This is a genomic window from Protofrankia sp. CiP3 (assembly GCF_917627345.1).
Taxonomy (GTDB): Bacteria; Actinomycetota; Actinomycetes; order Frankiales; family Frankiaceae; genus Protofrankia.
The window spans coordinates 41,320-54,012 of sequence record NZ_CAKJTM010000030.1 but is presented as its reverse complement, the minus strand read 5'-3'; the positions used below and the strand labels follow the sequence as shown (position 1 = coordinate 54,012).

Sequence of the window (12,693 nt, the reverse complement as noted above, 5' to 3'; positions counted from 1 at the left end):
AATGGGTCAAACACCGGCGTCACCTCCGAATATTCATTCGGGAATCGGTTACGGAAGGTTCGGTCAAGCCCAGCTCGTCAGAGCGTGAGACGACAAAGGCCGCGGTCCCGTCCGGGATCCGCGGCCTCGAGGTCGGCGCTCTGCGGCTTGTCAGGCCAGGAGCAAACCTCGAAGCGGACCCGAAAGATGGAGCGTGGCTATCGCCCATGCCTGGATGGGTTTCGCAACGGACAATGCGCGACGGACGGCGGCACGCGGCCTGAACCGATTCGGCGGGTAGGCGAACGCGTCGATGGCCCCAGTGCTGTTCACAGGGACCACCTCCTTACGTTGGCGTCAGCGACGGACAGGCACTTCCAGTGCTCACTGAGTACGGTAGAAGGCTGTCTCAACCGAGGCAACCTATTTTTTGGGCAATCAAGCAATTACCCGAAGCAACCAGACGGCTGGTCACCCGGACGACGGCGACGAGACGGACGCGGGCAGCGCCCGCCCGTCGACAAGAGCCAGCACGTCCTCGCCGTAACGGTCGAGCTTGGCCTGGCCGATGCCGGGAATACCGGCGAGCTGCGCGACATCGGTGGGCCGGCGCTCGGCGATCGCCATCAGGGTCGCGTCGGTGAGCACCACGAATGCCGGCGCGCCCTGCTCCTTCGCCCGAGCTGACCGCCAGGCGCGCAACCGCTCGAACAGCGCCTGGTCGACGTCGGCGGGGCAGTCCTCGCATCGGCCCACCCTGGCCGCCGGACCCGCCAACGGGCGTCCGCACACCCGGCAGCGGACCGCGGAGCGATTGCGTGACCGCTGCCCGCCGGTGCCGCGCTCGCCCGCGTCTCCCGTGCCCGCCCGAGCCGGCGCGCCCGGCGCCGCGGACGGGCGCGGCATGAGCCCGTCTAGGAAATGCGAGGGCTTGCGGGATCTGCGACCGCCCTCGTTACGGGCCAGCGCCCACGACAGGGCCAGGTGTTCCCGCGCCCGGGTGATACCGACGTAGAGCAGCCGACGCTCCTCCTCGATCTGCGCGGGGGTCTTGGCATGAATGATCGGCAACGTCCCCTCGACGAGACCGACGAGAAAGACCGCGTCCCACTCAAGGCCCTTTGCCGCGTGCAGGGAGGCGAGCGTCACCCCCTCCACGGTGGGGATGTGCTGGTGCGCGGCACGGTCAGCGAGATCTGCCACGAACCGCTCGAGAGGTGCCTCGGGATCGGCCGCCACCATGTCATCGGCCAGGTGGGCGAGCGCGGCCAGGTTCTCCCATCGCTCCCGCTCGGCGCCCGAGCCATGCGGCGGGTCGTCCGGCCGCCAGCCCACCGCGGCGAAGGCGTCATTGACCTGGGCGACCAGGCCGTCCGGCTGGTCACCTCCGGCCGAGCGCAGCTCCGCCCGCAGCAGCCGCACCGCCTCGATGACCTCAGGCCGGTCGAAGAAGCGCTCGCCGCCCCGGACCAGATAGGGGATGCCGGCGGCGGCGATCGCGCTCTCGTAGGCCTCGGACTGGGCGTTGACCCGGTACAGCACAGCCATCTCGCTGGCCGGCACGCCCGCGGCCAGGAGCGCGCGGATGCGGCCGGCGATGGCGGCGGCCTCCTCGGGCTCGCTGTCGTGCTCGCTGAAGACCGGTACCGGGCCGTCCGGACGCTGCGCGAGGAGTTTCAGCGGCTCGGATGGGGCCGGCTTCACGGCCGCGCCGGCACGGGCGATCAGCCCGTTGGCCAGCGCGACGACCTGCGGGGTGGAGCGGTAGTCACGCACGAGACGGACCACGTGCGCGGCTGGGAAGCGGCGGGGGAAGTCCAGCAGGTGGCGCGGGGACGCCCCGGTGAACGAGTAGATCGTCTGATTCGCGTCCCCGACCACGCAGAGGCTGTCCCGCTCGCCGAGCCAGGCATCGAGCAGGCGCTGCTGCAGCGGGTTGACGTCCTGGTACTCGTCCACCACGAAGTGCCGGTACCGGGACCGCAGCTCGTCCGCGACCCAGCGATGCTCCTCGATCACCGCTGCCGCCAGCAGCAGCAGGTCGTCGAAGTCGCGCACGCCCGCGTCCCGCTTGACCGCCTCATACGCGGCGTACAGGTCGGCGATCACCTCCGCGGGATGCGTGGTCTCGCGCGCCGCGGCAGCCGCGGCGGCCGGGTAGTCCGCCGGGGTGAGCAGGGTCGCCTTGGCCCACTCGATCTCACCGGTGAGGTCCCGGAGCTCCGTCCGGCTCGGCGTGAGGCGCAGCCGGCTGGCGGCCCGCGCGACCAGTGCGATCTTGCTCTCCACGAGCCTGGGCAGCGCCGCTCCCGCCACCTTCGGCCAGAAGTACCCAAGCTGCCGCAACGCGGCCGCGTGGAAGGTTCTCGCCTGCACTCCGGCGGCACCGAGCGCCCGTAGCCGCCCCCGCAGCTCGCCCGCGGCACGCGTGGTGAAGGTCACAGCAAGGATCTGGCCGGCTGGGAGTGCCCCCGTAGCGACCAGGAAGCCGATCCGATGGGTGATCGTCCGGGTCTTGCCCGTGCCCGCGCCAGCCAGTACGCAGACCGGGCCGATCGGGGCGAGCACGGCGGACCGCTGCTCTGGATCAAGCGTCTCGACCAACGCCTGAGCCTCACCCGCCACCGGCCGGGCGGGATCGTCGTCCCTCGGCGGGACACTCGAACCGGCCATAGAGGGGACCGTAGCCGTTCCCACCGACGGGAAGCGACACGGCCGCGCCGTGGTTATGAAGATTTGTTCCGCCATCGCGGCAGAAAGGGCTGTTCGTGCTAACGATCTACACGACATCGTGGTGTGGCTACTGCGTCCGCCTCAAGCGCCAGCTCGACGCGGCCGGGCTGGCGCACGTGACAGTCGACATCGAGGAGAACCCGGAAGCCGAGCGGATCGTCCGGGCCGCGAACAACGGGAACGCAACGGTACCCACCGTTGTCTTCGCCGACGGCACCGTGTTGACGAACCCGAGCTTGCGCCAGGTTACCGAGAAGGTCGCTTCTGCCGCATAAAGGATACACAGAGCAACAGCTACCTTGATTTCCACGCTCACCGAACGCCCGTGGCGCCAGATTGGAGGACGGTGTCCGTCACTGCCCGTGAAGTTTGTGGCAGAGTTCGGGCTGTGTCGTCAGTACCTTCAGCACGTATGTGGAGCGCGGTCGATGCCGCGCTGCAGGCCGCGGGTGCCGTCCACCGGATGGAAGCGACGGCGTTCGTGGCCCTGTCGGCCTCGACCGCGACCTACCGGCGGACGACGGGCGCTCTGCCCGGCCTCGCCGATGGCTTCACCCTGCCTCGGGGTGAAGCCATCGGCGCGCGGGTACTCGACGGCGCGCCCGTGGCTCTGAGCGAGGTGAGCGGTGATCCGGCGGTCGCCGGCACGGACGAGCCGGCGCGGTTCGGGGTGCGCAGCTACGTCGCCGTCGCGGTCCTGGGTGGCGATGGCCGGTTACACGGCCTGCTGGTCGGGCTGGATCGAACGCAGGTCACCCTCGCGCCATCCATGATCATAATGCTGCGCGGCATTGCCGGTGCTCTCGGCACCGTCATGGACGATGCCGAGAGCACCGAGCCGGCCGAAGCCGGCAGGCTAACAGAGAACGGCCCGCCCGCACCGTCACCAGCGGAACCCGGCACAGCGGCGCGGCTGAGCCAGCCCGCCCGGCGGCGGCCGTCCCCAGGCGCGCAGGACAACGGGCCGTCCGCCGGCCGCCCCGAGGCCGAGATGCGCCTGCGTAGGTCGCCGGCCGGGTGGATCGTGGAAGGCCCGGGCGGTGACGTGCGGCCGGTCGGCGACCTGCTGTCCGCGATGGTCCTCGCCGATCTGCTTGCCGAGGACCTCGCGCCGCCTGGTCGGCCCCGGCGTCCCGATCATGATCTGACCGAGATCGAACGGCTGCGGCTGTCGGTCGTCCAGCTCGAGCATGCGCTGGCCTCACGGGTCATCGTCGAGCAGGCGATCGGAGTGCTTGCCGAACGTCACCGCATCCGTCCGAGGGAGGCGTTCGAACGGCTCCGCCGGACCGCCCGCGGCATGGGGCGGCGCGTGCACGAGCTGGCCCGGCAGGTGGTCGAGTCGGTCGCCGACCCGCGGGCGGTCCTGCCCGGAGAACTGGCCGGCCGGGGCGGTGCCAGCCCTCGACCGACACCGCCCCGGACGAATCCGTCCCGCCGCTGACCGGGTGGGACCCGGTCAGCGGTAACGGCCAGCGGTCAGCGGTCAGCGGTCACGACCGCGGTGAGGCCGCTGACCGCGGCGGAAATCTTCTCCGCGTCCCCGACCAGTACGGTCACCAGCTTTGCCGGCGCCAGCACCCGGGCCGAGACCGCCAGCACGTCCTCGGGCGTCACGCCCTCGAGCGCCACGGGATGGTCACGCAGGTACTCGACGCCGATACCGGCGCCAGCCAGCGCCGACAGCGTCGAGGCAAGCCCTACGGCGGTGGCCGTGGACAGCGCCAGTGTGCCGACGGCGTACTGGCGGGCCGCGTCCAGCTCATCAGCGGCCACGGGCAGCACAGCCATCCGCCCCAGCTCATAGAAGATCTCAAGCAGCGCCGGCGCGGTCACGTCCGTTGCCACGTCCGCGGTCACCGTGAAACGGGCTCCCGCGACCGGATAGTCGACCGAACTGCGTGGCGAGTAGGTGTAGCCCTTGTCCTCACGGATGTTGGACACCAGGCGTGAGCTGAAGTAGCCGCCGAAAACGGTGCTCGCGAGCCGCTGTGCGGCGTACGCGGGGTCGTGGCGGTCCACAGCCGGCCCGCCGATGCGGATGTTCGTCTGCACGGCACCGGGCCGATCAATAATCACGACGGGGCCGTGGACCAGCGCCGGCAACGATGGCGTGGGATCGGCCCGCGTGCCGGCCCACCCGCCGAACGCCGCCTCGACCTGGTCAAGCGCGGCCCGCGGGTCGACATCCCCGACGAGGGTCAGGATCGCACCCGCCGGTGACACGCGCTCGGCATGCAGGGCACGCACCTCGGCCTCGGTCACCGTGGCGACCACGTCCGGCGCGGGCGTGTCGCTGCCGTAGGGATGGTCGCCGTACAACCGGCGCAGCAGGCCCTCCCGGGCGATCACCGCGGGCTGGCTGCGGGCGATCGTGACCTCCTCGACGACCCGCTCCCGTTCACCGGAGAACTCGCTCGACGGGTAGACCGCCCCGGTGAGCACCTCGGCGATCAGATCGAGCAGGGGAACGAGATTGGTCGCGAGCGCGGAGCCGACGACGGCGAGCCGGTCCGCGTCCACCCCGGTCGAGAGCGCTCCACCCAGCGCCTGGACGGCCGTGGCGAGCTCGACCCGGTCCCGCGACTGGGTACCGGTGAACAGGGTTTCGGCGAGCAGCTCGGCGCGGGCCTGATGCGCGGCGCCACGACCAGTGAACGGGATGCGCAGCCGCACCTCCACCAGTGGCACGCTGGCCCGCCGGACCACCAGTACCCGCAGCCCGCCCGGCAGCATCCGCTCGGCCACCGCGGGAAGATCGGCCGCAACGGTCGGCGCCACCGGCGGGATAAGAACGGTCCCGGTGCCGCCGCGCAGATCAACCTGGCTCATGACGCCGCTCCGGCGCGCAGTTCCAGCACCGACCGGCCCTGAGCGCGCAACGCCGCCGCGGCCGCCCGCACCCCGTCCGAGGTCACCGCGCCGACCAGCCCGGGAAGTTCATTGATCAGTTCGGGACGGCCGCGGTGCAGCTCGAAGGCGGCCATGCCCAGCGCCCGGCCGAGCGCGTCGTCAGCCTCACGGAGCAGGCCTGAGACGATCCGGGCCTGCACGCGGGCGAGCTCGCCCGGTTCCAGGCCGTCAGTGGTGATGCGGTCGAGTTCCTCGTCCACCGCGGTGAGGATCGCCGCGGCGGACGACTCAGCCGGATGGCGCGCCTCGAAGGTGAGCAACAGCGGGTCCCGCTGGTCGAACGGGTCCCCAAAGGTGCCGAGGTAGGTACTGACACTGATCACTGATCGGTCCTTCTGCACGAGCCGCCGCTCCAGACGGCTTGCGTCACCGGCGGACAGGACATGGGTGAGCACGTCATAGGCCAGGAAGGCCGGTAGGTCCGCCGTGGGGTCGGGCACCCGGTAGCCGACGGCAAGCGCGGGCCGGGGGGCCAGCGGGTCGGTCAGGACAGCGCGCCGGTCCTCCGTACGCACCGGCTCGGCAAAACTCGGCCGGACCGGCACCGGACGGGGCGGGATCCCCGCGAAGTAACGATCGATCATCCTGAGCGCGTTCTCGGCGTCGAAGTCACCGACGACGGTGAGCACGGCGTTACCAGGCGCGTAGTACTTGTCGAAAAAGTCCTCGGCATCGTCCAGGCTCGCCGCCTGGAGCTCATGGAAGTCGCCGTAGCCGTTGTGCGTGTTCGGGAAGGTGTCGAACGCGACAGGTGGGAGCGTGATCCATGGAAAGCCGCCGTAGGGGCGGTTCATGACATTCACCCGGATCTCCTCCTGGACGACCGCGATCTGGTTGTCCAGGTTCTCCCGAGTGATCCGCGGAGCGCGCATCCGATCGGCTTCCAGGAACAGCGCGCGTTCCAACGCCCCGGACGGCAACAACTCGTAGTAGTCGGTGTGATCCGGGTGTGTGGAGCCGTTGAACATGCCCCCGGCTGCCTGCACATACTTCGGATGTTCGGCCTTCCCGACATTCTCGCTGCCCTGGAACATCAGATGCTCGAACAGGTGCGCGAAACCGGTACGGCCTTCGGGCTCGGAGCGGAAACCGACGTCGTAGTGGACAGCCACCGCGACGACCGGTGCCGTGTGATCCGGGGCCAGTACGACGCGCAGGCCGTTGGCGAGCGAGGTCTTCTCAACCGGATAGGAGGGCGCCGGCAGCGAAACGGCGATCGTGTTCGTCTCGGTACGAGGGGGCACGGTTGGCAACGCTACTGCTCCCGCGCCGTTGATGGTTCTGGTCCTGGATGATCCGCGCCACAAGGCCACAACCGCTGGGATCTGTTGCCTGCGAAGAATCCGGTCAGGGCTGGGCCGGGGCTCCCATCGGCGGGCATGACCCGTCGATCAGCGCATGTTGCGGCTTCCCGCCGCCACCATGACCAGAACCGCGGCCACGGCAACCTGGAGAGCGAGGGTGAGAAGCCAGTTGGCGTCAATCCCCCTGGCCACGATCAGGCCGATCGCGGCGCCGACAAGCCCGACCAGAATGGTCATCAGGCAGCCGATAGCCTGCCGGCCCGGCACGACCAGACGCGCGGGAACGCCGATGATGACGCCGGTGACCACAGCGCTGAACAAACCGGTCGGCACGTTCACGATGCCTGATTATCCACTACGGCCGGCCGGAGGCAATGCCGGCCGGAGGCAATGCCGGCCCGAAGCGATGCCGGCCGGGCCGGCGGCGCCCCAGCGCAGCCGGCCTTCCTCGCGACGGTCGATGAGACACCCCGGCACGGTGACCGCTCGGAGTAGAGTGCACCCGATGCAAACTGTTCCAGGAGGACAGTTTCCTTCTGATCTTGCCGATATCCTGCAACTCGAGCTCATAACCCTGAGCGATGATCTGATCGCGGCTATCGCGCGCGAGGTACCGGCGTACGCCCGGCCGCTGGAAGGCTCCTTCGGCCGCGGTGTCCGCCAGGGTGTTGAGGAGGCGCTGATGCGCTTCCTCACCGTGGTCGACACACACTCGTGCGGCCCGCCGGACCTGGCCACCAGCCGCGAGGTCTACGTCCGGCTGGGGCGCGGCGAGTTCCGCGCCGGCCGCTCCCTGGACACGCTGCTCGGTGCCTACCGGGTTGGTGCCCGGGTCGCCTGGCGCCGGCTTGCGAACGCGGCACGGCACAGCGGGCTGGACGCGGACGGGCTCGTGTCGCTGGCTGAGACGATGTTCGCCTATATCGACGAGATCTCCGGTGCCACCGCCGAGGGCTATGCGCTGGCGCAGTCCCAGGCGGCGAGCGAACGCGGCCGGCTGTGGGACCGGCTCGGCGAGCTGATGCTGTCGGGCGGCAGCCCGGTGACGATCGAACACACCGCTCGTGCCGCCTCCTACCGGCTGCCCGACATCCTCGCCGCGGTCATCGTGCCGGGGCCGGCGAACGCGGACACGAGCGCGGACACGAGCGCGGACACGAGCGCGGACGGCCGGGAGGAGCGGGTGAACCACCGCGTCGGATGCCTGGCCCTGCCGCCCGACGCCCCCCGCGCCATCAAGGGCGATGACATCTGGATGTTCATCGGCGACCCGGCCGGCCCCGGCCGCCGGAGATGGCTTGAACGCGCGTTGGCGGGTCTCGGCGCCATCGTCGGCCCGGCCGTCCCGTGGACCGAGGCGTCCGCGAGCGCGGCCAGAGCGGCCTTCGCCCGCAACGCCCGTGACCGCGGCGCGCTGCCTGGAGCGCCGGACGGCCCCGGCGAGCCGTTGTTCACCGACGACCACCTGGCCCAGCTGCTGCTCGCTCAGGACCCGGCGCTGCTTGCCGACCTCGCCAGCCGGCGGCTCGCCCCGCTGGACGGGCTGCCCGCCAAAGTCCGTGCGCGCCTGGCGGAGACCCTGTTGCTATGGCTGCGGCTGCGGGGGCAACGCGGCCGGATCGCGGCCGAGCTCCAGGTCCACCCGCAGACGATCCGTTACCGGTTGAACCAGTTGCGTGCCCTGTTCGGCGACAGCCTGGACGACCCGGACGTCCGCTTCGAGCTTGAGCTCGTCCTGCGCGCCGACCCGTGCCGGTCACCGTGACGCCCTGGTGCGGCGGGTCATGCCCACGGGTGTGCCAGCCGGCGCCAGCGCCGGTCAGCCTGCCCTATGGCGACCCGGTAGCTCCCATCAGTCGCTGGCGGGCGTGGGCTTCGGGCCGCTGCTGCGCATGTTGACGAAACGGCCGAGAAGATCGAACCAGAACGGCGCGCCCAGCGAGAGCGCGAGCGCGGTGAGCAGCCACCCGAAGATCTTCAATGCCCAGCCACCCGTGTCATCGGGAATCCGCCGGGGATCCGAACGGTCGACACCGGCCCCGCTCCACCCCAGCGGGAGGCGCAGCGCCGCCGCGTCCCGGACGGCGTTCACGGCCCGGTTCGCGGCTTCCCCGGCGCTGGCGGCGGGTGTGGTGGCCGCGGTGGCCGACACCAGCTCGGTGGACGCGGCCTGCACCGCGGCGGTCCGCAGGGACCGGTTCTCCCACAGCGCGTTGGTGAGAGCGACCGCGTCCAGGTTCAGCACCAGGGTGAGCAGCAACGCGTAGACGAACAGAAACCGCGTGACGCGCCTCTTGTACCAGCCCGACAGCCGGTCCATCGTGTCGTCGTACCATTCGGCGAGCTCGGCGATGATCCGATCGCGGTCGTGGCCCGCGCGGGTGACGATGCCGATCAGCGCTGATCGGAGCGGGGCGTCCGCGGGCAGCTTGGCCACCTCGTCCAGCAGCGGCCCGACCGGTTCCGCGGCGGCGAGCCCGACGATCGACGCGGCGATCCGGCGGCTTTCCTCGGTGGCCGCCGGGGAGGCGGCAAGCGCCTCGGACAGCGCGGCCGCGCTGACGTCGGTCAGCGACCGGTGCGCCTCGCGCAGGGCCGGGAGCGCCGCGTCGGGGATCGTGAGGCGGTCCATCCGAGCGAGCAGCACCCGCGCGGGTGGTTCCAGCATGTCGAGCACGCCCCGCGAGAATGCCACCGACGGGATGTAAGACGGCAGCCGCATCCGGCGGGCCCGCCGCCAGGCGCTGGCCGAGACCGGCGCGGTCCCCATGTCCGGCGCCTCGCCGGCATGCCTGCCCGAGCGCAGTCCCCGCAGCGGGCCGTCGAGGAGCTGGGCCGTCCGGCTGGTGTCGACGGCGGCGGCCGCGGTGTCGACCGGCCGGTCGCCGAAGAGACGACGCAGCTCGGCCTCAAGCTGACGGCCGCGGTAGCACACCAGGCCGAACACGGTCTCGTTCAGGCGCGAGACCGCCACACTGCCGATGGCGAACACCAGGATGAGCCCGATCGGGACATCTACGATGGCGGAATCCGGCATGCCTTACCCCCGTTGCCAAACCGTCACGACCCACCCTGCCGGCGGACGCCGCTCGCCGGATCACGCGATCAGGACCCTGGTTGCGCCCCGCGGGGCCACGCCCCTTATACCCGTTCCGACGCCGAGAAGACTACTGTGCCCGCCTCTGGCACGTCCCGGATCGATACGCCCCGGATCGATCCGGGACAATGAACACAGGAAATTCACAGGAATTGGAAGGCTGTCTCACAGATAGCACCGTCACTCTGTTTGCATGACTGTCATGGCGTTACTCCCCGGCGGGCCGGCGTCCCCCGGCGGACCGGCCGACGACACACACGAGCCGGCGCACCAGGCGGTACACCAGCCGGTACGCCAGAACACGCGCCAGCTGCTCCCGGCGCTGCGCCGAGCGGACGGCACCGCGCTGCGGGTGCTCGTCGTCGACGACGAGCCCGCGTTGTCCGAACTGTTGTCGATGGCGCTGCGCTACGAGGGCTGGGAAGTCCGTATGGCCGCGGACGGGCTCGGCGCGGTACGCACGGCCCGGGAGTTCCGCCCGGACGCGGTGGTGCTCGACGTCATGCTGCCCGACATCGACGGCCTGGAGGTGCTGCGACGGCTGCGCGCGGAGGCATCCGACGTCCCGGTGCTGTTCCTGACCGCCCGGGACTCGGTGGAGGACCGCATCGCCGGGATCACCGCCGGTGGCGACGACTACGTGACCAAGCCGTTCAGCCTGGAGGAGGTCGTCGCCCGGCTGCGGGGCCTGATCCGCCGGGCTGGCGCCGCGGCCACGCGCACCTCCTCCGAGCTGACGGTCGGCGACCTGACCCTGGACGAGGACAGCCACGAGGTCCGGCGCGGGGACGACCTGATCGAGCTCACCGCCACCGAGTTCGAGCTCATGCGCTTCCTGATGCGCAACCCGCGCCGGGTGCTCAGCAAGAGCCAGATCCTCGACCGGGTCTGGAACTACGACTTCGGCGGCCAGGCCAACGTCGTCGAGCTCTACATCTCCTATCTCCGGAAGAAGATCGACGCTGGCCGCGCGCCGATGATCCACACTGTGCGGGGCGCGGGCTACGTCCTGAAGCCCGGCGAACAGCGGCCATGAGCGGCGGCTGTGGGTAACAGGGCACGGCGCCTCGGGTGGTCACTGCGGGCCCGCCTGGTCACGGGCCTGGTCGGGCTGCTCGCGGCGGTGTGCCTCGTGGTGGGTGTCGTCACGGAGGTGGCCCTGCACGACTACCTGGTGGGACGCCTCGACGGCCAGCTGATCGCCGCTGTCGCCCGCGCCCGGAAGGCCTTCGACAGGCCTCCGGACAGCCCGGCCAGCCTGTCCGGATCGCTGGCCGCAACCACCGGCCGCCCACCGGACTTCCTGCTGCCGCGGGGCCAGTCCGCGGGCACGCTCGGAGCCCGGCTGGTCGCCGGCACGGTCACCGATTCCGTAATCATCAACGACGACGGCTCGTTTGCGCCCCTGGACACAGCGAGCGCGGCGGCTCTGACCGAGGTTCCGGCCGACGAACATCCGCACACCCGCACGATCGGCGACAACGGGGAGTTCCGGTTGATCGCCAACCGGATGCCGGACGGCGCCGTGCTCATCACCGGGCTGCCGCTGCACCCCGTCCAGGCGACCCTGTACCAGCTGGTGGCTGTCGGAGCCGCTGTCGCCGGGGCCGGGCTGCTCCTGGCCGGCTTCGCCGGCACGGTCGTGGTCCGGCTCACCCTGCGCCCGCTGCGGCGCATGGCGGCCACCGCCAGGCGGGTCACCCAGCTTCCGCTGGACCGCGGCGAGGTCGCCCTGGCCGAACGCGTCCCGGCGGCGGACACCGACCCGCGTACGGAGGTCGGGCAGGTCGGGGCCGCGCTCAACAGCATGCTCGGCCATGTCGGCGCGGCACTCGCGGCGCGCCAGGCCAGCGAGATGAAGGTCCGCCAGTTCGTCGCGGACGCCAGCCACGAGCTGCGGACCCCGCTGGCCGCCATCCGCGGATACGCCGAACTCACCCGCCGCGACCGTGACCAGCTGCCCCCCGACGTCGCCCACGCGCTGCGCCGGGTGGAATCCGAAGCGACCCGGATGACCAGCCTGGTCGAGGACCTGCTGCTGCTCGCTCGGCTGGACGCCGGGCGTCCCCTCGAGGCCGTGCCGGTCGACCTCTCCCGGCTTGTCGTGGACACGGTGAGCGACGCCCATGCCGCCGGCCCCGAGCACCGCTGGCAACTCGACCTGCCCGACGAGCCGGTGATCGTCACCGGTGACCCGGCCCGCCTGCATCAGGTGCTGGCCAACCTGCTCGCCAACGCCCGGACCCACACCCCGCCCGGCACAACGGTCACCGCGAGCCTGCACGCCCGCTCCCCCGGTCCTGCCGTGCTCACCATCATCGACGACGGGCCCGGCATTCAGGCCGATCTTCTTCCAGCCGTGTTCGAGCGCTTCGCCCGCGGTGACGGTTCCCGTTCCCGCGCGGCCGGCAGCACCGGGCTGGGGCTGGCCATCGTCAACGCCGTCGTGACCGCCCACCGCGGCAGCATAGGAGTAACGAGCCGTCCTGGTCAGACGGTGTTCATCGTCCGGCTGCCCACGCACGTGCCGGCCGCGGTCCCGCCGGCCAGCACAGCCCCGCTGGCCGAGGCGGTCCCGACGGCCAGCGGCACGGTCACCGGTGGCCAGCCGTCAGCCCACGGCAGGCGCTGACGTTCGTGCCTGCCAGCCGCGCCCAGACAGGCACG

Annotated in this window: 10 protein-coding genes; 5 read left to right on the top strand and 5 right to left on the bottom strand. The window is 71.1% G+C overall.

Annotated features, from left to right (window positions below; all coding sequences use genetic code 11):
- Positions 1-450: 450 nt before the first annotated feature.
- Positions 451-2,652, bottom strand: a complete 2,202-nt coding sequence (locus MJ797_RS13015) for an ATP-dependent DNA helicase UvrD2 (RefSeq protein WP_239334598.1) — start codon at positions 2,650-2,652, stop codon at positions 451-453.
- A 95-nt stretch (positions 2,653-2,747) separates the two neighbouring features.
- Between MJ797_RS13015 and MJ797_RS13010 the strand changes: the two genes are divergently transcribed.
- Both MJ797_RS13010 and MJ797_RS13005 read left to right on the top strand, forming a co-directional pair.
- Positions 2,748-2,987: a mycoredoxin gene (locus MJ797_RS13010; protein ID WP_239334597.1), complete on the top strand. Its 240-nt coding sequence runs from the start codon at positions 2,748-2,750 to the stop codon at positions 2,985-2,987.
- Between the two features lie 137 nt (positions 2,988-3,124).
- Positions 3,125-4,156 (top strand): ANTAR domain-containing protein, encoded by a 1,032-nt coding sequence (locus MJ797_RS13005; RefSeq protein WP_239334596.1) that lies wholly within the window; start codon positions 3,125-3,127, stop codon positions 4,154-4,156.
- A gap of 35 nt (positions 4,157-4,191) precedes the next feature.
- On the opposite strand, the gene MJ797_RS13000 is transcribed toward MJ797_RS13005, so the two are convergent.
- From MJ797_RS13000 to MJ797_RS12990, 3 genes are all read right to left on the bottom strand, one after another.
- Entirely contained in the window at positions 4,192-5,544 is a 1,353-nt protein-coding gene (locus tag MJ797_RS13000; RefSeq protein ID WP_239334595.1) for a pitrilysin family protein, read from the bottom strand.
- Entirely contained in the window at positions 5,541-6,842 is a 1,302-nt protein-coding gene (locus MJ797_RS12995; RefSeq protein ID WP_239334603.1) for a pitrilysin family protein, read from the bottom strand. Before MJ797_RS12995 ends, MJ797_RS13000 begins: the two co-directional genes overlap by 4 nt.
- Positions 6,843-7,016: 174 nt before the next feature.
- The gene (locus MJ797_RS12990; RefSeq protein ID WP_239334594.1) at positions 7,017-7,268 is read right to left on the bottom strand and encodes a GlsB/YeaQ/YmgE family stress response membrane protein; all 252 of its coding nucleotides are present in this window, start codon (positions 7,266-7,268) and stop codon (positions 7,017-7,019) included.
- Between the two features lie 166 nt (positions 7,269-7,434).
- On the opposite strand from MJ797_RS12990, the gene MJ797_RS12985 reads away from it, so the two are divergent.
- Complete coding sequence (locus tag MJ797_RS12985; protein WP_239334593.1) at positions 7,435-8,694, top strand: helix-turn-helix domain-containing protein; 1,260 nt, start codon at positions 7,435-7,437, stop codon at positions 8,692-8,694.
- 87 nt (positions 8,695-8,781) lie between these two features.
- Here MJ797_RS12985 and MJ797_RS12980 read toward each other — a convergent pair whose 3' ends face one another.
- Positions 8,782-9,966 carry a hypothetical protein gene (locus tag MJ797_RS12980; protein ID WP_239334592.1) on the bottom strand — a complete coding sequence of 395 codons (1,185 nt, stop codon included), beginning with the start codon at positions 9,964-9,966 and terminating at the stop codon, positions 8,782-8,784.
- A 262-nt stretch (positions 9,967-10,228) separates the two neighbouring features.
- On the opposite strand from MJ797_RS12980, the gene MJ797_RS12975 reads away from it, so the two are divergent.
- Both MJ797_RS12975 and MJ797_RS12970 read left to right on the top strand, forming a co-directional pair.
- Positions 10,229-11,062 carry a response regulator transcription factor gene (locus MJ797_RS12975; RefSeq protein WP_305039709.1) on the top strand — a complete coding sequence of 278 codons (834 nt, stop codon included), beginning with the start codon at positions 10,229-10,231 and terminating at the stop codon, positions 11,060-11,062.
- A gap of 9 nt (positions 11,063-11,071) precedes the next feature.
- Positions 11,072-12,658 carry an ATP-binding protein gene (locus MJ797_RS12970; RefSeq protein ID WP_308128313.1) on the top strand — a complete coding sequence of 529 codons (1,587 nt, stop codon included), beginning with the start codon at positions 11,072-11,074 and terminating at the stop codon, positions 12,656-12,658.
- Positions 12,659-12,693 lie beyond the last annotated feature (35 nt).

Excerpts from the sequence above, each read along its gene's own strand:
- MJ797_RS13015 (WP_239334598.1), bottom strand. The coding sequence starts at position 2,652 with ATGGCCGGTTCGAGTGTCCCGCCGAGGGACGACGATCCCGCCCGGCCG.
- MJ797_RS13005 (WP_239334596.1), top strand. The coding sequence starts at position 3,125 with ATGTGGAGCGCGGTCGATGCCGCGCTGCAGGCCGCGGGTGCCGTCCAC.
- MJ797_RS13000 (WP_239334595.1), bottom strand. The coding sequence starts at position 5,544 with ATGAGCCAGGTTGATCTGCGCGGCGGCACCGGGACCGTTCTTATCCCG.
- MJ797_RS12985 (WP_239334593.1), top strand. The coding sequence starts at position 7,435 with ATGCAAACTGTTCCAGGAGGACAGTTTCCTTCTGATCTTGCCGATATC.
- MJ797_RS12980 (WP_239334592.1), bottom strand. The coding sequence starts at position 9,966 with ATGCCGGATTCCGCCATCGTAGATGTCCCGATCGGGCTCATCCTGGTG.
- MJ797_RS12975 (WP_305039709.1), top strand. The coding sequence starts at position 10,229 with ATGGCGTTACTCCCCGGCGGGCCGGCGTCCCCCGGCGGACCGGCCGAC.